The 25,841-nt window shown below is 66.8% G+C and carries 18 protein-coding genes and 1 pseudogene; 8 read left to right on the plus strand and 11 right to left on the minus strand.

What is annotated here, in order from left to right; translation table 11 throughout:
• Nucleotides 1–82: 82 nt before the first annotated feature.
• Nucleotides 83–1,228: a BTAD domain-containing putative transcriptional regulator gene (locus tag G6N50_RS13055; RefSeq protein ID WP_083099522.1), complete on the plus strand. Its 1,146-nt coding sequence runs from the start codon at nucleotides 83–85 to the stop codon at nucleotides 1,226–1,228.
• A gap of 174 nt (nucleotides 1,229–1,402) precedes the next feature.
• Nucleotides 1,403–3,271 carry a serine/threonine-protein kinase PknH/PknJ gene (locus tag G6N50_RS13060; protein ID WP_083099505.1) on the plus strand — a complete coding sequence of 623 codons (1,869 nt, stop codon included), beginning with the start codon at nucleotides 1,403–1,405 and terminating at the stop codon, nucleotides 3,269–3,271.
• A gap of 45 nt (nucleotides 3,272–3,316) precedes the next feature.
• On the opposite strand, the gene G6N50_RS13065 is transcribed toward G6N50_RS13060, so the two are convergent.
• Nucleotides 3,317–3,901 (minus strand): hypothetical protein, encoded by a 585-nt coding sequence (locus G6N50_RS13065; protein WP_083099503.1) that lies wholly within the window; start codon nucleotides 3,899–3,901, stop codon nucleotides 3,317–3,319.
• 353 nt (nucleotides 3,902–4,254) lie between these two features.
• Nucleotides 4,255–5,376: an adenylate/guanylate cyclase domain-containing protein gene (locus G6N50_RS13070; protein WP_083099501.1), complete on the minus strand. Its 1,122-nt coding sequence runs from the start codon at nucleotides 5,374–5,376 to the stop codon at nucleotides 4,255–4,257.
• A 40-nt stretch (nucleotides 5,377–5,416) separates the two neighbouring features.
• On the opposite strand from G6N50_RS13070, the gene G6N50_RS13075 reads away from it, so the two are divergent.
• Nucleotides 5,417–5,941, plus strand: a complete 525-nt coding sequence (locus G6N50_RS13075; protein ID WP_083099499.1) for a DNA-deoxyinosine glycosylase — start codon at nucleotides 5,417–5,419, stop codon at nucleotides 5,939–5,941.
• A gap of 162 nt (nucleotides 5,942–6,103) precedes the next feature.
• Here the strand turns inward: G6N50_RS13075 and G6N50_RS13080 are convergent, their stop codons facing one another.
• Nucleotides 6,104–7,531 carry an amidase gene (locus G6N50_RS13080; protein ID WP_083099497.1) on the minus strand — a complete coding sequence of 476 codons (1,428 nt, stop codon included), beginning with the start codon at nucleotides 7,529–7,531 and terminating at the stop codon, nucleotides 6,104–6,106.
• Between G6N50_RS13080 and G6N50_RS13085 the strand changes: the two genes are divergently transcribed.
• Nucleotides 7,530–7,964, plus strand: coding sequence for an HIT family protein (locus tag G6N50_RS13085; RefSeq protein WP_083099495.1), 435 nt, complete (start codon nucleotides 7,530–7,532; stop codon nucleotides 7,962–7,964). The two genes, G6N50_RS13080 and G6N50_RS13085, sit on opposite strands and share 2 nt — an antisense overlap.
• Before the next feature lie 193 nt (nucleotides 7,965–8,157).
• The gene (locus tag G6N50_RS13090) at nucleotides 8,158–12,087 is read left to right on the plus strand and encodes a diguanylate cyclase domain-containing protein (protein ID WP_083099492.1); all 3,930 of its coding nucleotides are present in this window, start codon (nucleotides 8,158–8,160) and stop codon (nucleotides 12,085–12,087) included.
• A gap of 10 nt (nucleotides 12,088–12,097) precedes the next feature.
• Here G6N50_RS13090 and G6N50_RS13095 read toward each other — a convergent pair whose 3' ends face one another.
• From G6N50_RS13095 to G6N50_RS13105, 3 genes are all read right to left on the minus strand, one after another.
• Entirely contained in the window at nucleotides 12,098–13,129 is a 1,032-nt protein-coding gene (locus tag G6N50_RS13095) for an LLM class flavin-dependent oxidoreductase (RefSeq protein WP_083099490.1), read from the minus strand.
• A 98-nt stretch (nucleotides 13,130–13,227) separates the two neighbouring features.
• Entirely contained in the window at nucleotides 13,228–14,358 is a 1,131-nt protein-coding gene (locus G6N50_RS13100) for an FAD-binding protein (protein ID WP_083099487.1), read from the minus strand.
• Complete coding sequence (locus G6N50_RS13105) at nucleotides 14,355–15,182, minus strand: uracil-DNA glycosylase (RefSeq protein ID WP_083099484.1); 828 nt, start codon at nucleotides 15,180–15,182, stop codon at nucleotides 14,355–14,357. Before G6N50_RS13105 ends, G6N50_RS13100 begins: the two co-directional genes overlap by 4 nt.
• Before the next feature lie 60 nt (nucleotides 15,183–15,242).
• Here G6N50_RS13105 and G6N50_RS13110 point away from each other — a divergent pair, with 60 nt between their 5' ends.
• Together G6N50_RS13110 and G6N50_RS13115 are read left to right on the plus strand one after the other, a co-directional pair.
• Complete coding sequence (locus G6N50_RS13110; RefSeq protein ID WP_083099482.1) at nucleotides 15,243–16,484, plus strand: MFS transporter; 1,242 nt, start codon at nucleotides 15,243–15,245, stop codon at nucleotides 16,482–16,484.
• A 20-nt stretch (nucleotides 16,485–16,504) separates the two neighbouring features.
• Nucleotides 16,505–17,872 (plus strand): FAD-binding oxidoreductase, encoded by a 1,368-nt coding sequence (locus G6N50_RS13115; RefSeq protein ID WP_083099480.1) that lies wholly within the window; start codon nucleotides 16,505–16,507, stop codon nucleotides 17,870–17,872.
• A 545-nt stretch (nucleotides 17,873–18,417) separates the two neighbouring features.
• Here G6N50_RS13115 and G6N50_RS13120 read toward each other — a convergent pair.
• Together G6N50_RS13120 and G6N50_RS13125 are read right to left on the minus strand one after the other, a co-directional pair.
• Nucleotides 18,418–21,201: an AMP-binding protein gene (locus tag G6N50_RS13120; RefSeq protein ID WP_083099478.1), complete on the minus strand. Its 2,784-nt coding sequence runs from the start codon at nucleotides 21,199–21,201 to the stop codon at nucleotides 18,418–18,420.
• A 3-nt stretch (nucleotides 21,202–21,204) separates the two neighbouring features.
• On the minus strand, nucleotides 21,205–21,726 hold the full coding sequence (locus G6N50_RS13125) for a flavodoxin family protein (RefSeq protein ID WP_083099476.1): 522 nt from the start codon (nucleotides 21,724–21,726) through the stop codon (nucleotides 21,205–21,207).
• Nucleotides 21,727–22,246: 520 nt separating this feature from the next.
• Between G6N50_RS13125 and G6N50_RS13130 the strand changes: the two are divergent.
• Nucleotides 22,247–22,477, plus strand: a pseudogene (locus tag G6N50_RS13130) (nicotinate phosphoribosyltransferase); the annotation flags it as partial.
• Nucleotides 22,478–22,659: 182 nt separating this feature from the next.
• Here G6N50_RS13130 and G6N50_RS13135 read toward each other — a convergent pair.
• The 3 genes from G6N50_RS13135 to G6N50_RS30110 form a co-directional block, all read right to left on the minus strand.
• Complete coding sequence (locus G6N50_RS13135) at nucleotides 22,660–24,735, minus strand: adenosylcobalamin-dependent ribonucleoside-diphosphate reductase (RefSeq protein WP_142275783.1); 2,076 nt, start codon at nucleotides 24,733–24,735, stop codon at nucleotides 22,660–22,662.
• 30 nt (nucleotides 24,736–24,765) lie between these two features.
• Nucleotides 24,766–25,032 carry a DUF1918 domain-containing protein gene (locus G6N50_RS13140; protein WP_083099471.1) on the minus strand — a complete coding sequence of 89 codons (267 nt, stop codon included), beginning with the start codon at nucleotides 25,030–25,032 and terminating at the stop codon, nucleotides 24,766–24,768.
• A gap of 613 nt (nucleotides 25,033–25,645) precedes the next feature.
• Nucleotides 25,646–25,702, minus strand: a complete 57-nt coding sequence (locus G6N50_RS30110; protein ID WP_249026067.1) for a hypothetical protein — start codon at nucleotides 25,700–25,702, stop codon at nucleotides 25,646–25,648.
• Nucleotides 25,703–25,841 lie beyond the last annotated feature (139 nt).

A 25,841-nucleotide genomic window follows, 5' to 3' on the forward strand; every position in this document is an offset into this window, starting at 1 on the left:
CCGTCACAATCACCACTGTGACCTCATGGCGCGTGACCTCACGGCACCCGACGCCGCGGATGCGGAAAGGCTGGTAGGCCCGATGGCGGACATACGCCTCGAATTCGGTCTGCTCGGACCGTTGGAGATGAGCGTTGACGGTGCCCTGGTGCCACTGGGCACGCCCAAACAGCGGGCGGTGCTGGCCATGCTGCTGATGAACCGCAACAGCCCGGTCGGCGTCGACCGGCTTATCACGGCGCTGTGGGACGAGTCGCCACCGTCCGGGGCGCGGGCCAGCATCCACTCCTACGTCTCCAACCTGCGCAAGCTGCTGACCGGCAGCGGTGTCGATCCGCGCACGGTGCTGGTCGCGGCGCCACCGGGCTACCGGCTCAACATCTCCGATGACGCTTGCGATCTCGGCCGGTTCATCGCCGAAAAGACCGCCGGCATGCATGCGGCGGCCGCGGGCCGCTTCGAACAGGCCAGCCAGCACCTGTCGACCGCCTTGGCCGAATGGCGCGGCCCGGTGCTCGAGGACCTGGACGGTTTTCGGTTCGTCGACACCTTCAACACCTCCCTCGTCGAAGAGAAGATCCTGGCCCACACGGCGCAGGCGGAGGCCGAAATCGCCTGCGGACGTGCGTTTACCGTGATCACCGAACTGGAAGCCCTGACGGCCGAACATCCCTACCGCGAGCAACTGTGGGCTCAGTTGATGACCGCGTACTACCTCAGCGACCGCCAATCCGACGCGCTCGCGGCCTACCGCCGCGTCCAGAAATCGCTCGCCGATGACCTCGGGATCGACCCGGGCCAAAACCTGCGCGCCCTCAACGATCGCATCCTGCGCCAAGAACCGCTGGACGCCAAGAAGAACGCCATGACGACCGCTGCGGTCGCGATCACCGTGCTCGAGCAATACCCCCTGACATCGAACACCAAAGCGGTCGCCTATCTGCACGAGGTGAACGGGCGCAGTTTTCCGCTACGCGGGTCGACAACGATTGGGCGGCTTAGCGACAACGACATCGTTCTCGACTCCCCCAAAGTCAGTCGGCACCATGCCGTCATCGTCGACACCGGAACCAGCTACATCATCGACGACCTTCGGTCCTCCAACGGCGTACACGTGCAGGACCAACGAATTCGTTCGGCCGCGACCTTGCACGACGGCGACCGGGTCCGGATCTGCGACCACGAATTCACCTTCCAGATCGCCGGTAACGCCGACGACGAAGGCTAGGACCTCGGCGAGCCGACCCGCGCTGACACCCGCGGCAATTGTTCCCGTTATCGTGCGGTGGGACGCCCGCGCGCTTACCGTCATGATTGCTCAGTCACGGGTTGCGATCGTGTGTCTGTCCGCAAAGTCTTGACGAGGACCGGCGGGCCAGGGGTTGGGTTGGAAGGATCAGGAATGAGTGACGAGCAGTCCTCACGGGCGGGGTCGATGTTTGGCCCCTACCACCTAAAGCGGCTGCTGGGCCGCGGTGGGATGGGTGAGGTCTACGAGGCCGAACACACGGTCAAAGAGTGGACGGTCGCACTCAAACTTCTCTCCGAAAGCTTCAGCAGAGACCCGGTGTTTCGCGAGCGGTTGAAACGCGAAGCCCGCACCGCCGGTCGTTTGCAGGAGCCCCACGTGGTACCGGTGCACGACTACGGCGAAATCGACGGCCAGATGTTTTTGGAGATGCGCATGGTCGAGGGCACCGACCTCGACAGCGTGCTCAAGCGTTTCGGCCCGCTGACCCCGCCCCGCGCGGTCGCCATCATCACCCAGATCGCCTCGGCGCTCGATGCCGCGCACGCCGCCGGGGTGATGCACCGCGACATCAAACCGCAGAACATTCTGGTGACTCGGGACGACTTCGCCTACCTGGTCGACTTCGGCATCGCCAGCGCCACCACCGATGAGAAGCTCACGCAGCTCGGCACCGCGGTCGGCACCTGGAAATACATGGCGCCAGAACGGTTTTCCGACGCCGAAGTGACCTACCGTGCCGACATCTACGCGCTGGCCTGCGTGCTGTTCGAGTGCTTGACCGGCTCCCCGCCCTATCGGGCCGACAGCGCCGGGGTGCTGGTGTCCGCCCATATGATGGACCCCATTCCCGCGCCCAGCCAGCAGCGCCCGGGCGTCCCCAAGGCCTTCGATGCGGTGATCGCCCGCGGCATGGCCAAAAAGCCGGAGGACCGCTACGCCAGCGCGGGTGACCTGGCCCTGGCCGCCAAGGAAGCGCTCAGCAACCCCGACCAGGACCGCGCCGACACCATCTTGCGCCGCAGCCAGGAATCGGCCCTGCCCACTGTCGAACACCCCGGCCTGCACGCCGCTGCGGCGCCTCCGCAGCCGTATCAGCCCACGTTCAACACGCCGCCGCCGTCGCCGTTCGACCCACCGCCGGCCCCGAGTTCCGGGCCGATACCGTCGCAGAGCGGTCCGGCGTGGGGCCCCGCCAGTGGCCCGATCCCGGCGGCCGGCCAACCCACGCCGCCCTATTACCAAGGCGGCAACGCCAACTGGGGCGGACCGCCACAGTTCACCAGCTCGACACCCTGGGGCCAGGCCCCGCCCAAGCCGCACCGCAATGTCTGGCCCATCATCGCGGCCGTCGCCGTGGTGCTCGTTCTCATCGCGAGCGGGGTGGGCATCTGGCTTGTCGTTCGCCCCAAGCCGGAACCGCCGCAGGCCGCCCCGCTGGGGCCCGAACGCCTCAGCACCCTGCTGCTCGGTCCGGCGGACGTCAACACCGTGATGGGCTCGTCGTCGATGCAGCCGGGCAAACCGATCACGTCGACGGACAGCTCCTCGGTGACGGTGTCCGCGCCCGACTGCCAGGGCGCGCTCTACACAACCCAGGATCCGGTGTACGCGGGCACCGGCTATTCGGCTGTCAGCGGACTGGTGTCGTCGGAGCCGGGCGACAACTACGACCACTGGGTCAACCAGGCCGTGGTGCTGTTTCCGTCCGCCGATAAGGCCAAGAGCTTCCTGCAGAACTCCACGGAGAAGTGGAAAGGCTGCGCCGGCAAGACGGTGACCGTCACGAACAAGGGCAAGACCTATCGGTGGACGTTCGCCCAGGTGCAGGGCAGCCCGCCGAAGGTCACGCTGATGGACACGCAGGAGGGCGCCGACGGCTGGGAGTGCCAGCGCGCGCTCAGCGCGGCCAACAACGTGGTCGTCGACATCAACGCCTGCGGGTACCACATCAGCGATCAGGGTGCCCAGATCGCCGACAAGATCGTCGGCAAAGTCGACAGCGAGAAGCCCGAGGGCTAACGGGCCGCACCGCTATGGCGCGGCGGCCCTGTCACGACTAAAGGGTCACGACTGAAGGTCGGGGCCCTGCGCGCGTAGGTCATCGACCGCCGACATCGCACCACGCAATTTGTCCAACCACTCCTCGGCGTGTTCACCGACGAGCTTCACCGACCAAGCGAGCGCGTCGGCGCGGGAACGGGCGACGCCGGCATCGACCAACGTGTCGAGCACTTGGCGTTCGGGTTGCTTCAGCCGCGTCATGACAGGTACTGCGATGTGCGTGAACAGAATTCGCTCGGTGCCCGTCGTGGAGCCGACCTCGACGCCCCAGGACACCTTGCGTCCGTAGCGATCCTGCGCCTCGTCGGCGATATGCATTCGCTCCGACCGGGTGTCTTCGCGGAATCGTGAAGCTCGCCCGGCCGCGCGGGCCTCGCTCGCTTCGCCTTCCGCACTCGCCGGGTCCGGGAGCCTTCCGATGACGGTGATCTCTTCGCGGTCGACGACCACCGTGGGGTCGCCGTCGAACCAGTTCTCCGGGAGACGTCCGGCGAACCACTCCGCGGCGTCGCTGGCGTCGGGTTGCTGGGCTTGCTGCCAGCCTCCGGGGCGGCCGTACCGACGCCCGTGTGTGTGATGAGCCTTCATGATTACATGATTACACCGTTACAGAGGTAAGGGAACCGCCGTTCACCGGCAGCGAAACGACGACCGGCACGGCGCGGTCTTCGGGTACCGCGAACCCCGGGCCAACTAGGCGTCGAGGGCGCGGGCCGACCGCGAAAACCCGTTGATCTGGGCTGCTCGACGGCGTATTTTGGGTAACGAAGCAGGCCCGGAAGCGACCAATTCGAAGTGCCGGAACACGGGGTAGGAATCCGGCCGCGTAGGACACGCATAAGACGGAGTCAGACGCCCCCTGGAGTCGCGCCGGGCCTGCCCTTGTGTCGGTACCTCTTCCCTGCTGGGCGATTTGGCGTCAGTGGCCGTCGCAGTGGACGTCAGTCGCCGTCGCCCCGCCGGACGCGGAAGAGTTTCACCTCGCTCTTGATGCCCTTGAGGCGGCGGGCGCCGGCGAATGATCCGGAGAATTGACCGCTGTCACCAATGACGTCCCAGACCGAATCCGCGGCCAGGATGGTGCCCGGGCGCGCCACGCTGGTGACACGGCTTGCCACGTTGACCGGACTGCCGAACCAATCGCCGGCCCGGCTCACCGCCATGCCGGAGGCCACTCCCGCTCGCAACCGGGGAAAGTCGTTGTCGGTATCGATGGCTTCGACGAGTTTCACGATGACGTCGAGCAACGGCAGTGGATCGGGGCAGACGAACATCACCGCATCACCGATGGTCTTGATGAATCGCACGGGGGGCACGGTCATGTCCCGGGCGAGGATGGCGAGCCGGTTGGCCAGGTGTCCGAGCTCCTCGGGCGACACCGCCTCGCCGATCTTCGTGAAGCCGACCAGGTCCGCGAAGGCAACGGCGATTTGGCGCGCACCCGGGAGTGGCTTGCCGGCGGCGCGCTCCGCGGCATTGATCGCCTCGGTCTCCATCATGTGGCGCAGCTGCATGAACAGCATGTGCTCAATCATCGGGCCGAGCATGGGCGCGATCTTGGTCACCAAAGCCTTGGAGTCCCGGGCGATTTCGAGCTCGCTGGCCCCGGGGCGCATGATCGCCGAAAGCGCCGAGTACCGCATGACCTCGGCGGCTCGCGACAGCCCCTCGGCGAGCACTTGAACCACGAGAACCACCTGTTCGGGATCCAGCCCCGCGTCCACGAACCGCTGGGAGAAGGCGGCGGCTTCGCCGTCGGCGCGCATGTGCACGACCGCGTCGGGGTCGTCCACGCGAACCAGACCGATCGCGCGCTGCACGCGCTGCAACAGCCCCAGGTCGATGCCGTGGGTCTCGCTGATCTCGCGGGTGGACACGTAGGTGCCGTCGTCGCCGATGAGGTGGCGGGTGGCCAGCAGCAGGGGCGGATTGGTGGTGCGGATCTCCTCGGCGGTGACGCCCTGCTCGAGCAGCCACCTCACCAGTTCGGCACGCTCCGCGCGCGCGGTTCCTTCGAGCCCGTCGAGCAGATCGTCGATGTCGTGGTCGGCCCCGTCGTGCACGTCGCCAACCTACAACGCGGGCCAGCCATGATGTGAGGTGATGAGCACACCGCTGCTGCGGGGATTCCCGCCGGTCGTCGATGAGCGCTCCAGGACGCTGATCCTGGGCTCGTTTCCCAGTGCGCAATCGCTGGTGGCGGGCCAGTACTACGCCAATCCACGCAACGCCTTCTGGACGATCGCCGGTGAACTGTTCGGCTTCGCTTCATCCGCGCCCTACGACAGCCGGCTGGCGGCATTGCTGTCCCACGGCGTCGCCCTCTGGGATGTGCTCCACACGTGCCGCCGCGTCGGCAGCTCCGACGCGGCGATTGAGCCAAAGAGTTTGGTGGTCAACGATTTTGACGAACTCTTCGCCCGCCACCCCACTATCGCGGCGGTGTACTTCAACGGCGCCAAGGCCGCCGACCTGTTCCGGAGGCTGGCGACCGCGCCCGACCGGATCCAGTATCGGCGCCTGCCATCGACCAGTCCGGCCCACGCGGTGCGGCCGGGCGCCAAGCTCGCGGCCTGGCGGGTGATCGCGAGCGCGGCGCAGCCGGGCGAAGCGGGTCACCGCCGATAAACCCAGCGGGTGATCGCGAGCGCGGCGCAGCCGGGCGAAGCGGGTCACCGCCGATAAACCTGGCGGGTGATCGCGAGCGCGGCGCAGCCGGGCGAAGCGGGTCACCGCCGATAAACCCAGCGGGTGATCGCGAGCGCGGCGCAGCCGGGCGAACGCTAGGACCTACGAAACCGGTGGCCGCCGCAGGGCCCACGGCCGGGCGGCTTCGATCTGCGCCGACAGCGACAACAGGGTCGCTTCGTCATATGGCCTGCCGACGAGTTGGACCGACATCGGCAGGCCGCCTCCGTCGAAGTCCCACGGCACCACCGCCGCGGGCTGTCCGGTCAGGTTCCAGATCTGTTGGTAGGGAACGCATCGACCGACCCGCAGCAGGGTCGACACGGCGCCGCGGCGTTGATAGGCGCCGATGCGCGGCGGACCCGTCGCGGTGCCTGGGGTGATGACGACGTCCACGTCGTCGAAGATCGCCTGAATCCGCGAGATCACGGCACCCTCGTTCGCCCGGATGGCCTCCATCCGCCGATCGGAAAAGAACGATCCCAAGCGAGCCATGTTGCGGGTGCGCGTTTCCAGACGCTCCGGGTGGGCCAGGGAGTCCGCGTCGTCGCAGATACCGCGCAAATAGCGGGGCAAATAGTTGGCGAGTATCGCCGAAACCGGATATTCGGGGTCGGCGGCGATCACGTCATGGCCGAGGTCGCGAAGCAACGCGCCGGCCTGGTCGACTGCCGCCAATTCCGCCTTGCCGACCCTGACCGGAAGTGGGGTTGGGAGCTTGGTGCTCAACGCAATTCGCAACCGGCCGGGGCCGCGTCCCGCCGCGGTGACGAACTCCCCCTCGGGACCGGGCACCGTCGACGTCGCATCCAGGAACACCGCCGCGTCCAGCACCGTCCGCGCGATCGGGCCGTTGACGCTCAGCCCGTACCAGGCGTCGTCGTGCGGCTCCAACGACACTCGGTCGCGCTGCGGCTTCAGGCCGAACAGGCCACACCACGTCGCCGGGATGCGGATCGAGCCGCCGCCGTCGGATCCCAACGCCAGCGAGGCCAGGCCGGCGGCCACCGCGGCGGTACTTCCGCCGCTGCTGCCGCCCGGGGTGCGGGTCGGATTCCACGGATTACGGGTCGCTCCGAAGGTCATCGACTCGGTGTAGGGCAGCATCATCAGCTCGGGCACATTGGTTTTGCCGATGATCACGGCGCCCGCGGCGCGCAGCCGGCGCACCACCTCCGCGTCGGAGGTGACCGCGGGCCGGTGTCCGCCGCTGCCGAAGGTCGTCACCTCGCCTGCGACGTCGACATCGTCTTTGATCGCGATCGGCACACCAAGCAGCGGCAGCCGTTCGCCCGCGTCCAGGCGCTCCTGCGCCACAGCCGCTTGGTAACGAGCCTGATCGGCGAGCACCACGCGGTAGCAACGCAGTTGGCTGTCCAGCCGCGCGATCCGCTCCAGGTAGACCTCGAGCAACTCCGGCGCGGTCAGTTCACCGTCGGCCAGCATGCGCGCTTGTGCCGCCGCGCCGGCAAAGGCGAGATCGTCCACTGCGGCAGCGTATCCCGAAGCAGCCAGTACCGTGGGCGACATGTCCTGCGTGTTCTGTGCGATCGTCGCCGGCGAAGCCCCGGCCATCCGGATCTACGAAGACGACGACTACCTGGCCATCCTCGACATCCGCCCGTTCACGCGCGGCCACACCTTGGTGCTGCCCAAACGGCACAGCGTCGACCTCACCGACACCGCACCGGAGACGCTGGCCGGGATGATCACCCTGGGCCAACGCATCGCCCGGGCCGCGCGCTCCACCGAACTGGCCGACGCGACCAACATCGCCGTCAACGACGGCAGCGCGGCTTTCCAGACCGTGTTCCATATCCACCTGCACGTTTTGCCCCGGCGCAACGGCGACAAGCTGTCGGTGGCCAAGGGAATGCTGCTGCGCCGCGACCCCGACCGGGACGCCACCGGCCAGATTCTGCGCACCGCGCTGGCCCGCATCGACGCAAGTCAGCCGGATTGAGCCCAGCTGCGGTCGCCCAACGTCGCCGCACCCCGGGTCGTCGACCGTTCGTAGCCGCCCGATCACGGCCGGCGGCCGCACCAACCTGGCAAAAGCCACACTTCGCCACCATAAGCAGCGGTTTAATCCCCTGTAACTCGTGGTGAAGTCGTTCGTTTCTTCACCACACAGCAGAGGATCGGCTGGTGCGGTGATGAAACGCTGGGCGGTATATCCGTGGCGTCGGTCCGGGGTGCCCGCGCGCGCGGCCTGGCCGCTCGCCGCCGCCTACGGCGTTGCCGCGTTGTTGCTGCTGCTGTCGTCGTTCCGGGGATGGCACGGCCCCGATGGGACTCGGCCGGTCAACGAGTTCGTCGTCGCGGTGTGTTTGCTGATCGCGGCGATATGCGCCGCAGGCGCGGCCCGCCGCACGTCCGGACGACAGCGATGCGGCTGGGTGGCGCTCGTGACGGCACTGCTCGGCTGGGCGACCGGAGAGGTCATCTGGGCGGTCTACGAGGTGCGCCCGGAATTCGAGCACGCCGCCCACCCGCAGGTGGCCGAGATCGTGCTGCTGTTGTGGCCGGTCGGCGCCATGACCTCGTTGGTGCTGCTGTCCAAGCTGTCTCGACACAGCCCGCGGCGTCTGCTGCTCGACGGTCTCATCGTGGCGACCTCACTGTTCGTCATCGCTTGGGTGTTCGTGGTCGAAACCCAGCTCCGGGAGCACACCTTCGCGCGGCTGACGACGCTGGTCGAGGTGTTCGCCGACATCGTCCAGCTGACGGCGGCAATCCTGATGTTGTCCCGGGCTCGCCCGGGCGAACGGCCGAGCCGCAGCCTCGTGGCCGCCGGGATCGCGACGATCAGCATTGCCGACCTGGTGGTGGTCTTCCATGCCGGTATCGGCAGCTATCACACCGGCGACGTCGCTGACCTGATCCGGGTGGTCGGACTGGCGGCGTTGGCGCTGGCCGCGCGGGCCGCCGTGCATGAACATCCGGTGCCGGCGTCGCCGGATGAGATCGAGTTCCGGGCGCGGCTGTGGCTGCCCTACCTGCCGCTGGTTGTGGCGTCCGCGGTGGGCTGGGTGCACGCGGCGGGCAATGCGGCGACACACGAACCGGTGCTCGGCGCACTGGGCATACTCGTGGCGGCCGTATTGGCCCGGCAATTTGTCGTGCTCGTCGAGAATCAGAATCTGTTGTCGGAAGTCGCCCGGGAGGCGTTCCGCGACCACCTGACCGGCCTGGCCAATCGGGCTCTTTTCCTGCATCGGCTGGACCAGGCCGTGGCGCGTCGACATCCCGACGGCACGCCGGTCGCGGTGTTGTGTCTGGACCTCGACAACTTCAAGTCGGTCAACGACGCCCTGGGCCATCCCGCCGGCGACGAACTGCTCGTCCGGGTGGCCGGCCGGCTCACCGCCGCGCTGGGGGAACAGGGCACCATCGCGCGGCTCGGTGGCGACGAATTCGCGGCGGTCATCGAGGCTTCGGTCGAAGAATCGCAGGCGGCCGCGCATCGCATCCTCGACGCCTTCACCGGAGCCATCGTGATCGACGGCATTCCGATCACGGTGCGGCCGAGCATCGGATTCACGGTGGCCACCGGCGCGGCGAACTGCACGGTCGATCAGCTGTTGCGCCACGCCGACCTGGCGATGTACGCCGCCAAACGCGAAGGCGGCCAATGCATTCGCAGCTTCATGCCCGACCTGCCGCTGCCGTATGCGTTTCCGCCGGCGCCGGGCTCGAACAGAGCCTCTGTGGCGACCCATGCCGTCAGCAGTGGCGATGGCGAAGCGGCGCAGGATCCACCGCCCGTCCCCGACGTCACGACCACAGCACCGGGACCGCCCGAGGAGGCGCCCGACGCTAGCTGGCCGCCACGGAACGTCCGGGCCGCCATCGCGCTGCTGGCGATCGGAGTGGTCGCCTTCACCGTGTCCAGCGTCGTTCATCCCAACGCGGGGCACGGCATCTTGTCGGCCGCCGCCCTGTACACGGCGCTGACGGTGGTCGCGGCCGGGCTGATTGCCCTTCGCGCGTACCGCGTCGCGGTTGACCGGTTGGCGTGGGCGCTGATCGCCGCGGGCATGGCGTGCGCGGCCGTGGGTGACGTTGTCTATGCCCTATGGGTGCCCAACGGCCGATCCCCGTCGGTGGCCGATCCGGAGTACCTCGCGTATTACCCCTTCGTCTACGCGGGACTGCTGCTGCTCATGCGGGCACGGCTCAAACGGCTGCCGGTCCCGATTCAACTCGACTCCTTCATCTGCGTCTTGACGTTGGCGGCGGTGGCAACGGCATTGACGTCGGGCCCGATCCGGGCGGCGGCGGTACGCGCCCCGGCCACCGTCTGGGTGGGCCTGGCGTATCCGTGGAGTGATCTGGTGCTGCTGGCCCTGGCCGCCGGCATGTTGCCAATCCTTGGATGGCGCAACGAAATTCGCTGGGCGCTGCTGGTGGCCGGCTTGGTCCTGTTCGCGGTCGCGGACGCGGCGTATCTCTTCCAGACGTCCGCCGGACTGTACCGGACCGGTTCGGTGCTGGATGCCTGCTGGGCCGCGTCGTCATTGCTCATCGCGATGGCGGCCTGGGCCAGGTCGTCGTCGATCACACCAGCCGCCCGGGGGCGGTACGGGCCCTACGTCACCCCGGTGGCGTCCGCCACCGTGGCGCTGGGTGTGATTGTGCTGGCACATCATTCGCGACTCGCTGCGACGCTGGCGGCGCTGAGCCTCGTCGTGGCGGCCGGGCGGTTCGCGCTGACCTTCCGGGACGTGAGCCTGCTGGAGACCAACGGCAAACTCGCCATGACCGACGAGTTGACGGCGCTGCCCAACCGGCGCTCACTGGCGACGGCCCTGACCGGGCTGCCCGCTTCGCCGCCACCGGGAACTCCGTCGATGCCGGGCAGGTCACAACAACGTCGGGCGCTGTTGTTGCTGAGCCTGAGCGATTTTCGCGAAATCACCGACTCGATCGGCAGCCAGTTCGGCGACGAGCTGCTGTGCCATATCGCGAATCGCTTGGCCGGCTGCGTTCGTCGTGACGATCTGCTCGCACGGGTGGGCGACGACCAATTCGCCGTGTTGCTGTCGGACGGGGCCAACCTCACCGCTGCCGGCGCTTCGGCGGGTCGGCTGCTCGAAGCCTTGGCTGAACCAATCGCTTTGGACCCCATCACCGTACAGGTGGAGGCGCGCATCGCCATCGCGCTCTATCCCGACCACTGCGACTCTCCGCAAGAACTGTTGGAGCGCGCCGAAACCGCCATGGCGCACGCCAAATCCGCGCGCAGCAGGATCGCGGTCTACGACTCCTCGTTCGAGGTTTACCGCGACAACGACCCCAGCCTCATCGAGGAATTGCGCACCGCGCTGTTCGATACCGACGAGCTGAGATTGCACTATCAGCCCAAGATCGACGGCCGCGACGGCAGCGTCCACAGTGTCGAGGCGGTGCTGCGCTGGCAGCACCCCAGCCGCGGAACCCTGCTGCCCGAGGAGTTTCTGTCCGTCGCCGAACGCGCCGGCCTGATGCGCAAAATCTCCAACCGCACCCTCAGCATGGCTCTCGCACAGGTCCGGTCCTGGCGTGAGCAAGGCATGCCGCTGACCGTCGCGGTCAACCTGTCGACGACCAACCTGCTGGATATCGAACTCGTCGGCACCGTCGAGCGGCTGCTCGCCGATTACGGTCTGCCCGCCGAGGCGCTCATACTCGAGATCACCGAGAGCGCACTGGTGGATTCCGTGCGATCCCGCAACACCGTTGCCGCGCTGCAGGACCTGGGCATCCGCATCTCGCTCGACGACTACGGCACCGGATGGTCGTCATTGGCTCGTCTGCAAGAGGTTTCGGTCGACGAGCTGAAGCTCGACCGAATCTTCGTGGCGCGCCTGGCCCACGACGCGCGGTCGGTCGCAATCGTGCGGTCGACGGTGGCGCTGGCGTCCAACCTGGGCGCCGATCTGGTCGCCGAGGGAGTCGAAAACGAGGCCACCCTGGACGCCCTGCGACGGTATGGCTGCAACATCACCCAGGGTTTCGTACACAGCCCGCCACTGCCGCCCGACGACCTGCGGGACTGGATCGCCAGCCACACACCGAATCCCCAGCCCAACGGGCTGTCGTGAGCGCCGGGGGTTAGAACAGCTCCTTGGCCAGTAGTTCCAGCGTCGCGACCCGTCCCGGTGCGGTGTGCGCGTCGGTGCCGCGGCGGGCCGAGGCCACCGGGTTCACCATCACTTCGTCCACCCCTAACCGGTCGGCCAGCGTGCGGATCTGGTCGGCGGCCTCCGCGGGCGTCCCCAGCACGGCACGGCGCAGCCCGCTCTCCACGATCCGCTGTTGCTGTCCGGTCAACTCGGCGACCGCGGCCTCCTCGACCAGCGGCACCGGCCCGAGCGGCTGCCCGGTCCGGAGCCGGGCCATCATCTGCAGGTTGGGCAACATCAATGCCGTTGCCTCTTCCCGGGTTTCGGCCACCGCGGCGTTCACCGTCAAGAATGTCAGCGGCTCGGCGGTCAGCGCGCTGGGCCGGAATCGCGAACGGTAGACCTGCAGCGCCTCTTCGGTTCCGTTGCCGGAGAAGTGATGTGCGAACACGTATGGCAGCCCCTTGGCGGCGGCCAGCTGCGCCGAGTACATCGACGAGCCCAGCAACCACAGGCGCGGTTCGCCCGCCGCGGCCGGGGTGGCCTTGAGCGTGTAATCACCCGAGCGCAACGGAACCCTAACACCGCGAGCGCTCATCAGCGCCGCCACGTCGTCGAGGTATTCGGGGAAATTCTCGATGTCACGATCGTCCCGGCCGCCGCGTAGCGCATATGAGGTCACCGGATCCGAGCCGGGCGCCCGGCCGATGCCGAGGTCGATCCGGCCCGGGGCGGCGGCTTCCAGCAGCGCGAACTGCTCGGCCACCGCCAGCGGGGCATGATTGGGCAGCATCACACCGCCCGAGCCGAGTCGTAGCTGCGAGGTCTGTGCGGCCAGGTAGGCGATCACCACCGGAGGGCTGGTGGCACCCACCGACGGCATGTTGTGGTGCTCGGCGACCCAGTAGCGGGTGAACCCGAGCCGATCCGCGGCCTGCGCCAGTTGCACGGTGGCCGCCAGCGCATCAGCCGTCGTCTGGTCGGTGCGCACCGGGATGAGATCAAGGACGGAAAGACGCACGATGGCGTCAACGCGCGCGGGCCGGCAAACGTTCCCGCTCCCGGTGACCGTACTCAGTAGTCCTTGGCTCAGTAGTCCTTGGCTCAGTAGTCCTTGGCTCAGTAGTCCTTGAGGGTGATCGAGGTGACGATACGGTCGAACACCTCTTGCGGTATCGGCGCACCGCCGGGGATGTTGTCCACGACCAACCATTGGTTGCGCTTGACGTAGTCGCTGAACTCGCGGTGATAGTTGGCGAAGCCGAGCTCGTGATCGACCACACCGTCCTTCGTGGCCTCCTTCAGCTCCCCGGCCAGCACGTAGGTGCCCAGCAGCGCGACGCTGGTCCCCTGGCCGGACAGGGGCGAGCAGCAGTACCCGGCGTCACCGACCAGCGCCACCCGGCCCCGCGACCAGCGGTCCATCTTGATCTGCGACATCTCGTCGAAGTAGAAGTCCGGCGCGGTCCGCATGTACCCCAGCAGTTGCGGGCGGACCCAGCCGTCGCCGGCCATCCGCCGTTCCAGTTCGGCCAATTGCGCCTGGGTGTCGCGGTAGTCGATCCGCAGATCGGCATCCATGAAACCCACCATGGCCCGGGCCTCGGAGTTGTTGCGCGCGCTGTAGACACCGACCATGGTGGCGTCGCCGTAGTGCCACCGCTGCCAGTAGTCCAGGTCGAGGAAGTTGGGCACGGTGAAGATCGCCGCGTGCGTGCCCAGCCGCTCGATGAAATTCTCTTCCGGCCCGAAAACCAAGCGCCGCACATTGGAGTGCAGCCCATCGGCGCCGATCACGAGGTCGAAACTGCGCGGCGCAGCACGCTCAAAGGTGACGCGGACTGCAGCGCCATCGTCCTGTATGGCGGTGATGGTGTCGCCGAAGAGGTACTCGGTGGTCCATTGGCTTGCGCCGTAAAGCAATTCGAGCAAGTCGTCGCGCAGCAGTTCGATGTCGGGACTCTCGATGCGCCCACCGGTTGGCGTCGATTCGGTGTCCCGGGATAATTCGTTGCCGTCACGGTCGACGACGGAGGAGCCCTGGATTTGCGTCTTGCGCTTCTGAGCGGCGGCCAACAGCCCCATGCGTTCGAGCACCGTCAGCGCCGGTCCCCGCACGTCGATCGCCTGACCACCCGGTCGCGGCCCCTGATGGCGCTCGACCACGGTCACCGAAAAGCCATGCCGCCCAAGCCAAAACGCAGCTGTCGCACCCGCCACGCTGGCGCCGGACACCAAAACGTCGGTCACTTGATTCCCGCCAGTTCCTTTGCGTCACGAAAGACGTCGTCGAGCATTGCTGGTGTCAACCTACCCGTGAACATGTTTTGCTGGCTCGGGTGGTAACAGCCGAGCAATCGCACCCCGGGCGCCAGGTCAGCAACCACGCCGTGGCCGAATCGGGGCTTGCGCCCCGTGGAGGCGCCCGGCAGCCGCAGCGCGATCTGCCAGCCGAAGCCGCCCAGTGCCACCACCACCCGGACATTCTCCGACACCAACCGCCATTCGGCCTGCAGCCAGGGCCAGCAGGTGTCCCGCTCCTGCGGGGTCGGGGCGTTGGCGGGCGGCGCGCACCGCACCGGCGCGACGATGCGAATCTCTTTGGTCTGCAACCCATCCGCGGCGTCCACACTGGTCGGTTGGTTCACCAGGCCGGCCCGGTACAGCGCCGCGTACAACTGGTCGCCCGAGCGGTCACCGGTGAACATCCGTCCGGTGCGGTTGGCACCGTGCGCGGCGGGCGCCAATCCGACGATCAGCAGCCGGGGACGCGCCGAGCCCCAGCTGGGTACCGGCCGCCCCCAATACGGTTGGTCGGCGAAGGCTCGGCGTTTGACGACTGCGACGTCCTCGCGCCAGCTGACCAACCGGGGGCAGGCGCGGCAGACGCTGACCAGAGCGTCGACTTCGGGAATCGAGCCGGCGGCTTCGGCGAGGCCGACGACCGCCGCGGCGTCGGCCGCCACCGGGGTCTGCGGTGTGGCCGGATCGCCGGGCCATCCGGTGCCGGCACCGACCGGAGAGCCGAACGCCTGGCCGGTACGTGGGTGGGCGAGCACATGAACATCCTGCATGAGTCGCAAAATTCGGTCGCCGCGATCACTGCTTTGGCATAAATTCGGCGGCGATATTCCATGAAGAGCGGCGGCCCAGCGTTTCTGATCCTGTTCGCCACGCTGATGGCGACGGCGGGTAGCGGCATCTCGATCGTCGCATTCCCGTGGTTGGCGTTGCAGCACCACAACAGCGCTCGGGACGCCTCGGCCGTCGCCGCTGCCATGACGCTGCCCCTGGTGCTGTCCACACTCGTCGCGGGCACCGCAGTCGACTTGTTCGGCCGCCGCCGGGTGTCGCTCATCTCCGACTCGCTATCGGGCACCGCGGTGGCGACCGTCCCGCTGATCGCCTGGTTGTTCGGTGCGGACGCGATCAACGTAGCCGAACTGGCCGGGCTGGCATTCTTCTCCGCCGCCTTCGATCCGGCCGGGACCACCGCCCGCCAGTCCATGCTGCCCGAGGCCGCCACCCGGGCCGGCTGGTCGCTGGACCGCACCAACAGCGTCTATGAAGCGATCCTGAACCTGGCCTACATCGTGGGTCCGGGTATCGGCGGTTTGATGATCGCCACGGTTGGCGGCATCAACACGATGTGGGTCACGTCCGGTTGTTTCGGGTTGTCCTTCCTTGCTATCGGGGCGCTGCGGCTCGAAGGCGCCGGCAAGCCGCACCACGCGATGCGACCCGGCGGGTTGGTGTCCGGCGTCGTCGAAGGAATGCGATTTGTCTGGAACCTGCGGGTGCTACGAACCCTGGGGCTCATCGACCTGGTCGTCACAGCGCTCTACCTGCCGATGGAAAGCGTGCTGTTCCCGAAATACTTCAGCGACCATCACCAACCCGCGCAGTTGGGTTGGGCGTTGATGGCACTCGGGGTGGGCGGCGTGGTGGGAGCGCTTGGCTACGCCGTGCTGTCGAGATACACGCGGCGGCGCACGGCCGTGTTGACCGCGACGCTGACCTTCGGCGCCGCGACTGCCGGCCTCGCGTTCCTTCCGCCGTTACCGGTGATCCTGACGTTGTGCGCGGTGACCGGGTTGGTCTACGGACCGATTCAGCCGATCTACAACTACGTGATGCAGACCCGGGCCCCGCATCACCTGCGCGGTCGAGTGGTCGGAGTGATGACGGGGCTGATGTACGCCGCGGGCCCATTGGGCTTGCTGGTGGCCGGCCCGTTGGCGGACGCGGCCGGGCTGAAGGTCGCGTTCCTGGCGCTGGCGGTGCCGATTTTCCTAATCGGGCTCGTCGCCTGCCGACTCCCGTCGCTGCGCGAACTGGACCGCGCGCCGGAGTTCGCGCAAGACCCGGGCCCGTGACGCGGGCTTAGTATCGGGCCGTGAGCTCTGACGCCCTGGCCAGCCTGATCGCCGACCTGCCCGCCGGGATGGTCGTCACCGATCCGACCGTGACCGAGGGCTACCGTCAGGACCGCGCTTTCGACCCGTCGGCCGGCAAGCCGCTGGCCGTGGTGCGGCCGCGGCGCACCGAGGACGTGCAGACCGTGCTGCGCTGGGCCGCCGCGCACCGGTTGCCCGTGGTGACGCGCGGCGCCGGCAGCGGCCTGTCCGGCGGGGCGACCGCACTGGACAACGGCATCGTGATTTCCACCGAGAAGATGCGCGACATCGCCATCGACCCGGTGACCCGCACCGCGGTTTGTCAGCCCGGGCTGTTCAACGCCGAGGTGAAGAAGGCGGCCGCCGAACACGGCCTGTGGTATCCGCCGGATCCGTCGTCGTTCGAGATCTGCAGCATCGGCGGCAATATCGCCACCAACGCCGGCGGCCTGTGCTGCGTGAAGTACGGCGTCACCACCGACTACGTGCTGGGGATGCAGGTGGTACTGGCCGACGGCACCGCGGTCAAACTCGGCGGCCCACGGTTGAAGGACGTCGCGGGCCTTTCGCTGACGAAGCTGTTCGTCGGTAGCGAGGGCACGCTCGGCGTGGTCACGGAGGTGACGCTGCGCCTAGTGCCCAAGCAGAACGCGTCCAGCATCGTGGTGGCCAGCTTCGCGACCGTCGAGGACGCGGTAGAGGCGGTGCTCGGCGTCACCGCGCGGCTGCGCCCCTCGATGCTGGAATTCATGGATTCGGTGGCGATCAACGCCGTCGAGGACACCCTGCGCATGGATTTGGACCGCGGGGCGGCCGCCATGCTGGTGGCCGGGTCCGACGAGCGCGGCCGCGCCGGCAGCGAGGACGCCGAAATCATGGCCGAGGTGTTCGCGGAAAACGCTGCGACGGAAGTGTTTTCGACAGACGATCCCGATGAGGGCGAGGCGTTCGTCGTCGCACGGCGAATGTGCATCCCGGCCGTCGAAGCCAAGGGCTCGTTGCTGCTCGAAGACGTCGGGGTGCCGCTTCCGGCGCTGGGCAAGCTGGTCACCGGGATCGCGCGCATCGCGGCGGAACGCGACCTGATGATCTCGGTGATCGCCCACGCCGGCGACGGCAACACCCACCCGTTGATCGTCTACGACCCCGCCGATACCGACATGACCGAACGCGCCCACCTGGCGTTCGGCGAGATCATGGACCTGGCCGTCGGGCTGGGCGGCACCATCACCGGTGAGCACGGCGTCGGCCGGTTGAAGCGGCCCTGGCTGGCCGGCTATCTGGGCCCCGACGTGATGGACCTCAACCAGCGCATCAAGCGGGCGCTGGATCCGCAGGGCATCCTCAACCCCGGCGCTGGCATCTAGGTCGCGCGTTGGAGCGCCCGGCCGGGGGGGCGCGGCGTCCAGGGTAATCCCCATTTGATATGGCCGGATCGGGACCGCTCTGCGTGCTGGTTTGCAGAATCCCCATCAAAATGCCGGTGCTCGGCCAGTCGTAACGTCGGAGCGTCCGCAAAACCAAGGTTCGGTATGGAACCGAGACATCTCGAGTCAGAGTGGAATCATGACGGTGGCGCCGGAAAAGTCCAAGCCAGGCTGGCCCGAGTTTTCCGATGACGTGCTGGAAATCGGTCGAGTCCGGCAGTAAGCACGCTATCGAGGCGGTGCGCAGGTTCGTCAATCAGATCAGTCCCGTGCTGCCCAAGCAGTCTCGCACAAGACCATTGTCGACGCTGCCCTGGATTTGGGTGAGGAGCTGGTCTCCGCGCGGACGGAGTTCTTCCGCGACGTAGTGCCAAGCGCCGACGGAGCGGTAAGCAAGCGCAGCGAGTAATCCGGCGTTCCAATGGGTATCTAACGATCCGACGGTCAAGCGGTTGCCAGCGGGGCCGCGCGACCATCGGCATTCATCATTCGAGGTCCGGCTCCCCCGAAAGGCCCAAGACGGCCTTCCGCACTGCGTGCTGCAGTTCGACCGCCGCGGCCCAGTCGGCGCCCGACGTCCGGATCGGTTCACCAACCGTGATGTCGACCGCCCCCCGTCGCGGAAAATGATGCTCGGGCCGAAGTATCGTCCGCGTCCCGCGGATGGCCACCGGGACGACGGGCACGCCACTTCTGGCGGCGACCGCGAATGCGCCCATGCGGAAGGGCCGCAAACCGGGGGCACGCGCCAGCCGGCCTTCTGGGAAGATGACGAGCGACTGCCCGGCCCGCACCAGAGTGGTCAGTCGGCCAGTGTCGGCCACGCCGTGTTCACGTTCGTGGCGCTCGACGAAATGCTGGCCCAGCCGCTTGAGCACGAATCCGTTTAGCCCCTGATGCTCGAGCACTTCGGCGGCGACGAAGCGAAACGATTGGGGCATCACCGAAGCCAGCACCAGCGGGTCGATCCAGCTGGGGTGGTTGGCCACCACTATGGACGTTCCGCGTGGCAGGTGGTCAAGTCCGCGCACGGTGATCGCCGTCCCGGTAAAACGAGCCAGCAGCCGCGCCGCCCCCTGGGCCACCCACCAGCGCCACCGCGGTCGCGGTAGCAGCAGCAACAATACGACGACCGACAACCCCAAGACCGCGTAGACCACCCACGCCCAGACGGCGAACGCCACAGCGGCGCCCACGCGCCGGGCGCGACGGATCGACGGTATTGCGCCACGCAGGCGCAGGCGGGCCAATTCCCACCACACCGCCCGCGGTCGTGCGCCGATCTTTCCCGCCTGGTAGATAGCCTGGGTAGCGGCACGGCGGATCTTGCCGCTCGAGGTCTTCAGTACCGTGCGCGGGGGCGCCAAGACCACGTCGTCGGGAGCCACGCCAAGCAGATCGACTGTGGTAGCCCCGATTTCGGAGTGCAACGCGGCGCGGGCGTCGTCTCCGGTTGCGCGGGTCTCGGCCAGGATGACGAGTCGTTCGGCACCCCCCGACGGGTCGGGAGAGGCGAAGACGGCCACGCAGCCCTTGCGAACGCCTTTGAGATTGCCAACCGCCTCTTCGAGCTCGGCCGGGTGCAAATTGCGGCCGGCACGGATGATGACGTCCTTGACCCGACCGGTGACGTATAGGTCGGCGTCGGCCAGGTATCCCAGGTCCCCCGTGTCGAGCCAGTCGTCATGAAACAGCGAACGCGTCGCCGGCGCGTTGTTGAAGTATCCGGCGGTTGCCGACGGACCGCGGAACTCGACGCGGCCTTCACAGCGATCACCCAGCTCGGTGCCGGCGGCGTCGACAATCCGGATTTCGTGGCCCGGCAAGGGTCGGCCACAAGCGACGAAACGAAGGTCCGCCTCGCCGGGCCTTGCCGCCTCGGCCCGTCCGGACCGCACGAATGTGTCTCGACGGATTCGATCGACGAGCGGGCCCCGCCCAAGCGGCGGGAACGCCAGGCCCACCGAGGACTCGGCCAGCCCATACACCGGCGTCATCGCCTCACGCCGAAACCCGTAGGGGGCGAAGCGATCACCGAAGCGCTCGATCGTCGCAGCACTGACCGGCTCGGCGCCGTTGTAAGCCAATCGCCACGAGCTCAGGTCGAGCCCTTCGATCTCGTCGTCGCGGATCTTGGAAAGGCAGAGTTCATAGGCGAAGTTCGGCCCGGCCGACATGGTGGCGCGGTTGGCATGGATGGCCCAGAGCCATCGTGACGGACGAATCAGGAACGACTGCGGGCTCATCACCACCAGAGGGACACCGAAATACATGCACCCCAGCCATGCGCCGATCAGACCCATGTCGTGATACAGCGGCAGCCAGCTGACGAACGTGTCCGACCCGGACGCCGCCGCGGCCTGCCCCATCACGCGGATGTTGGCGAGCAGGTTGGAGTGTGTGAGAGCGACCCCCTTGGGCTGCCCGGTGCTGCCCGAGGTGTACTGCACCAGCGCGAGGTCGTCGGCGCATGGTCGCGGCAGCACGTCTTCGCTCGCGCCCGTGAGGGATTCGGGGACGACCACGTGACGCAGGCTTTCGACGTTGGCGCGTAGCAGGTGCCCGAGAGTAACAGCCTCGGGCACGGTGACCAGCAGCGTGGCCCGGGCGTTCGCGAGGATGCCGGCCGTGCGACGCAGGTGATCCGCCAGCTGGGACGGCCGGGCCGGCGGGTAGACCGGAACGGGCACCGCGCCGGCGACGACTACACCGGCGAAGGTCACAAAATACGCCCGGCAGGTGGGCAACATGATGGCCACCGTCTCGCCCGGCACGACGTCATGCGCGATCAACCCGGCCGCCAGGGCCGCCGCTTCCTGGCGCAACGCCGCGTAGGTCAGGTCCACGGGACCGCCATCATCATCGAGGACGCGGATGTGCGTCCGGTCGGGGTTAGCGGCGACGTGGTAGTTGAGCACATCGTTTAAGGTCGACGCCGTTTCTGGCAGCAGGGCGCCCGGCGCGGCAGCCGGAAGTGAAACCATGCCGCGACCATCCAGCCGGACGCTTCGCGAGGCGGGATGTGCATGGGCGACCGCCGCTGCGAGGTCGCGCGGCGTCTCCGCGTTGGCGAGAGTGTCAGGCGGCAGTGCCACTCCCAACTTGTCCTGGACGCGCAACAGCAGCTCCGCCAACTCAAGGCTGCCGATGCCCAGGTTGTCGAACGTGCTGTCAAGCGTTACTGAAGGCGGCGTGGCGTGCGGGTGAACCTCGGCGACGAGGCCGCGCACCAGCGCCAGGACCGGAGCTGCCCGCTCTTCGGGTGCCATTGCTCAGGAAGCAGCCGGAGAGCCCGCGACTCGTATACGAACGCGTGCCGCGAATGCCGCGGCATGCTCGAGGTCGTGGTCATTGGGCCGTCCCCTGTTGATCCCGCCGATGAACCCGAATGGTCCAACCGTGTCGAAGCCGCGGCAGGTGAACGAACCGAGTACCTTAAAGCCCTTCGACGCGAGCTGGTTTCGCACTGGCTTGCTGTAGTCCAACAGTGGAATCTGCCCGGCGCCGCTGGTCAAGAAAGTGAACGCGCGGATGCCGTCAACGTGGGGTAGGCGCCGTATCAACTTGCGTAGCCGCGTGTCCACGCTCATGTAATAGATGCCGGACCCAAAACCGACGAGGTCGTATTGGCAAAGGTTCTCGGGGTCCACTGATTCGGGTTCGACGACTTCGGCATCAAGGACCTCAGCCATCCGATCGGCCACCCTACGGGTGTTGCCGTGTGAGGTTGAAACGCAGATGATGAGCGACTTCATTGACCAACTCCTTTGAAAGCCGGGCCCGGACGGGTCCATGCTGGGTGACAGTAGGCCGTTCGATAAGGGCGCAAAGGCACGAAAGCCCGGGGAATAAGTCACTTCAGGGCTCACATTTGGCCGCGTTAATTGAACACACGTGTTGGATCTGCAGGCGGCTGTTGTAATCATCGGCGGAGGGTCATCGAGGGGCCGGGATATGGCCCGTCGTAGTGACTGCCCAGAAGTTCCTCCTTGAGGTTGGTGGCCTGCGCCGCAAGGTCCTCGGGGCTAACGTGCTCACGCGGGCGGGTGGCCGCTTGGACGCAAGCTCGTAGTCCGCATCGATCCAGCAGCAGACGCGGGCGAGCGAGGTGACGAAAGACCTCATCGGGCACGGACTTCAGCCGGTCCGAGGAACGACCGAGCATGACTTTTGTTTCTATGCCTTCCTACCGGACCGCAGCAGGATCAAAGAAATTCCGACGCAACAGAAGTGGGTTGATGTGATGAAACCATCGCTTGCCGCCAGCGAGAAGCCCGACTTCTTCACATTCGGGAATCGCGCGCCATTGGTGGCAAGGTCGCACGGACCAGCTACCTCGCCGGCATAGCGGGCACGTCGAATCTGCTTGCGGCCCGCGAGTACGGAATCCCTGCGTTCGGCACGATGGCTCACGGCCTCATTCAAACCTTCGATAACGAACTGGACGCATTTGATGCATTCGCCCGCTTCTATCCCGGCACAACGTTGCTCGTCGATACTTACGACACACTGCACGGTGTCGATCACATAATCGACCTTGCCAAACATCGGGAGCCTCTTGACGTGGCAGCGCCGTACAAGACACCCGAGTGGCCGTGCCTTCTCCGGTAAACAGGCGAAAGTCGTAGTCCCAAAGGTAACGGAGGGCCTGCGCGAGCAGATGCGGCAGCGAACGAAACGTGGCTCGCGAGTGCGAGTCTGCGTGTGCTCGCCGCTAGGAAATGTCATCAGAATTCGCAGGATCGTCCAGCGCAGCCGCCGCTGAACTCGGTGTCGGCCTGGGCCAGTGCCGGTTGCGGCGCGGCGTAGCTCAATACCTGGCCCCCGCGGCTACCGTACCGATACACCGTGATGCCCTTGACCTTAGCCTTCCAGGCGGCCAGGTAGATCGAGCGGATGTCATCAATGGTTGCGGTCGCGGGCAAGTTGATCGTCTTGGAAACGGCGGCATCGACGTGACGCTGCGCGGCGGCTTGTATACGCAGATGCCACGCCGGCGCGATCTCGGCTGCGGTCGGAAACGCCGACCGCACCTCGTCTGGCAGCTGCGGATAGCCTCGCACTCCCCCGCGCTGTGCGATCTCGGCAATCAGTTCGTCGCTGTATAACCCCCGGTCGCGGGCCAGCCGGTCAAAGCACGGGTTGACCTCCAGCAGGTGCCTGCCGACGATGGCGCGCGTGAAGGCGATGGCGAACATCGGCTCGATCCCGGCGGTGGTGCCGGCGATCAGCGAGACGGTGCCTGTCGGAGCAACGGAGGTGACCTGTGCGTTTCGCCGCGGCCCTGAACGCGCCAACCTGCTGTCGGCGAATGCGGGGAACGAGCCCCGGTCTTCTGCCAGCTGCCTCGACGCCGTGTGTGCCTCCTGCTGAATGCGACGCATGACCTGGCCGGTCAACCGCACGGCATCCTCGCTGTCGTACGGGATGCCCAGCGTGGCAAGTAGTTCGGCCAAACCCATCACACCCAGCCCGATCTTGCGGGTCGCCCGGGTGGCCTCGCCCAGCTCGGGGAATGGGTAGCGGCTGACATCGATGACGTCGTCGAGGAACCGCACCCCTAGCCTTGCCACCGCGGCCAGCCGATCCCAGTCGATGCGACCATCGGCGACCATCCGGGCTAGGTTGATCGAGCCGAGGTTGCATGACTCGTAGGGCAGCAGCGGAACCTCTCCGCACGGATTAGTTGCCTCAATTCGGCCATGTCCCGGAACTGGGTTGGCCCGGTTGATCGTGTCGAGAAACAACACCCCGGGATCGCCGCATGCGTGCGCAGCTTCGCAGATGGCGTCGAACAGCTCGGCGGCAGGTATCCGCGCGATGGTCTTACCGTTTCGGGGATTGACTAGGCGGTGTGTGCGGCCGCGTTCGACGGCGCGCAGGAACGCGTCGGTGACGCCGACCGACAGGTTGAAATGCGAAAGCTCGCTGCGTCTTTCGGCTTTGGCAGTGACGAAGTCATAGATATCCGGGTGCGACGCGTCGAGAACCGCCATGCACGCGCCGCGGCGGCGACCACCGATCGAGACCACATCCGCCGCAGTGTCAAACAGTCGAAGAAACGAATTCGGTCCGCTCGCGGTGCCGGCCGTAATGGGCACTCGATCCCCGGCGGGTCGCAGGTGGCTGAAGCTGTAACCGACACCCCCGCCAGTGCGTTGGATCTCGGCAGCATGTCCAAGCGTCGTGAAGATCGAGCGCAGCGAATCTTCAACGGGTAGAACGAAGCATCCGGCGAGCAGTCCGATGTCGGTGCCTGCGTTCATCAGCGTGGGCGAGTTCGGCAGGAATTCAAGGTTGCGCAGCAGCGCCGAGAAGCGCTCGGCCCACCGTGCCGACGTGCCGCGCCGGTATCCGTCCTCGGCGCCGGCGACGAAGTGCGCCGCTCGGTCCATCATCTCACCGGTCGACTCCGTCGGCCGGCCCTGCTCGTCGCACAGGAGATAGCGTTTCCGCAGCACCGCCACTGCGGACAGGCCCAGCTTCAGCTCGTCGCGAACCCCGAGCAGAGCTTTAGCCATGCGCAACTCGCTGCGCCGCTGCCGATAAATGATATAGGCGCGGGCGACGTCGTCTAGGCCGGATTCGCCGAGCCGCGCCTCAACAAAATCCTGAATCCGTTCGATGGGTACAACTCTGGGCCCTAGCGCATCGGCAACAGCCTTGGCCAGCACGGCCGGCATGTCCGGGTCGTCATAACCGACTTCGCGGCTGGCGCGCGCTATCGCTGCCTCAATCCGTCTGATGTCGAAGGGAGCGAGCGTCCCATCACGGCGCCGGATCTGCACCGGCCACCTAGCCATGGAAGCCGATTTCATCGTGTTCGAAAGCGCCTACTTGCTCTTATCGTGGGCGATGGTTGACTGCACGGCACCGAACCGGTGTTGGGCACACTCGTCGGCGTCCGCCTGCTCCACGGCCGTGACGACAACCGCGTCGACGCCCGGAGATACGGGCGCTACATGACCGGGGCGAGCCACCGCACCACATATGGTGAGTGCGCCATCTGGTGAGTGAACCCCGGAGATCAGTCCCCGTTGGTCTGGCTGGTCGATCGTGGTGCCCTTGATTACCAGCCAGTCACCGACCTTTGCCTTCATGCGCTTCTCCGTTCATTCGGAGTTCAATCGTGCACACGTTCGGCCAGTCGGCGGGAGGGGTATCACGTCACCAACTCGGATGGCCAAAGGTCCCTCGGCTCCTCGTCAGGACCGCAGTATCGGCATCAGCCGCTCGACGAGCTTCCGCATCCCCCGCGCAGCATCCTCGCCGGTGAACTCTTGGTGGCTACCCCAAGCGCTCACGCGAAGCGTCCATCTATTTCGCCGTACAGAAGCTGTTCGATCTTAATTGAATTGAGAACTCCGAGCATCGTCGCCAATCCATTCCGCAACCGCCACCACGCTTGGACCCCAGGAGGGCCAGCACACTCGCTGTGCGAAGTGCTTGACGCAGTGGGTATCCCAATGCACGACGTCGATCTTGTGATCACTCAGCAGATTTCTGCCCGGGCGATCCGCGAAGGTACGGACAGGATTTACGAGGCTTTCTGAGACGGTCTCGGGCACGAGGCTGTCAAACACCGCCGACCGGGCGCTCGCATACCTCGACCCCCAACTAAACACCTGCGACTTCGGTCCCTAGCACGGGGCTGATTCGATGGCCGCGACGGTCGCCTCCCTTCGATCGTGACAGTGGGCAGCGACGGCTCGGTTATGCGCAGTCGGTGCAGATCCGCTGACTGCCCTCCGAGCTCGCCAGACGGCTCATGTGGTGGATGAGAAAGCAGCTCGAGCATGAATTCGTCTGCTCGCTTCGGAGCGATCGGCACTAAGACGTCTTCGCCCGCGTAATCGCTGCGGCCCAAGAATCGTTGCAGCCGCACTAAATTGCGCTGGGCGACGCCAAC

Origin of the sequence: Mycobacterium mantenii, from assembly GCF_010731775.1 — a bacterium.
Classification (GTDB): domain Bacteria; phylum Actinomycetota; class Actinomycetes; order Mycobacteriales; family Mycobacteriaceae; genus Mycobacterium; species Mycobacterium mantenii.

Coding starts and splice junctions, on each gene's coding strand:
- G6N50_RS13055 (WP_083099522.1), top strand. CDS start 83: ATGGCGGACATACGCCTCGAATTCGGTCTGCTCGGACCGTTGGAGATG.
- G6N50_RS13060 (WP_083099505.1), top strand. CDS start 1,403: ATGAGTGACGAGCAGTCCTCACGGGCGGGGTCGATGTTTGGCCCCTAC.
- G6N50_RS13065 (WP_083099503.1), bottom strand. CDS start 3,901: ATGAAGGCTCATCACACACACGGGCGTCGGTACGGCCGCCCCGGAGGC.
- G6N50_RS13075 (WP_083099499.1), top strand. CDS start 5,417: ATGAGCACACCGCTGCTGCGGGGATTCCCGCCGGTCGTCGATGAGCGC.
- G6N50_RS13085 (WP_083099495.1), top strand. CDS start 7,530: ATGTCCTGCGTGTTCTGTGCGATCGTCGCCGGCGAAGCCCCGGCCATC.
- G6N50_RS13080 (WP_083099497.1), bottom strand. CDS start 7,531: ATGTCGCCCACGGTACTGGCTGCTTCGGGATACGCTGCCGCAGTGGAC.
- G6N50_RS13090 (WP_083099492.1), top strand. CDS start 8,158: ATGAAACGCTGGGCGGTATATCCGTGGCGTCGGTCCGGGGTGCCCGCG.
- G6N50_RS13105 (WP_083099484.1), bottom strand. CDS start 15,182: ATGCAGGATGTTCATGTGCTCGCCCACCCACGTACCGGCCAGGCGTTC.
- G6N50_RS13110 (WP_083099482.1), top strand. CDS start 15,243: ATGAAGAGCGGCGGCCCAGCGTTTCTGATCCTGTTCGCCACGCTGATG.
- G6N50_RS13120 (WP_083099478.1), bottom strand. CDS start 21,201: ATGGCACCCGAAGAGCGGGCAGCTCCGGTCCTGGCGCTGGTGCGCGGC.
- G6N50_RS13125 (WP_083099476.1), bottom strand. CDS start 21,726: ATGGACCCGTCCGGGCCCGGCTTTCAAAGGAGTTGGTCAATGAAGTCG.
- G6N50_RS13135 (WP_142275783.1), bottom strand. CDS start 24,735: ATGGCTAGGTGGCCGGTGCAGATCCGGCGCCGTGATGGGACGCTCGCT.
- G6N50_RS13140 (WP_083099471.1), bottom strand. CDS start 25,032: ATGAAGGCAAAGGTCGGTGACTGGCTGGTAATCAAGGGCACCACGATC.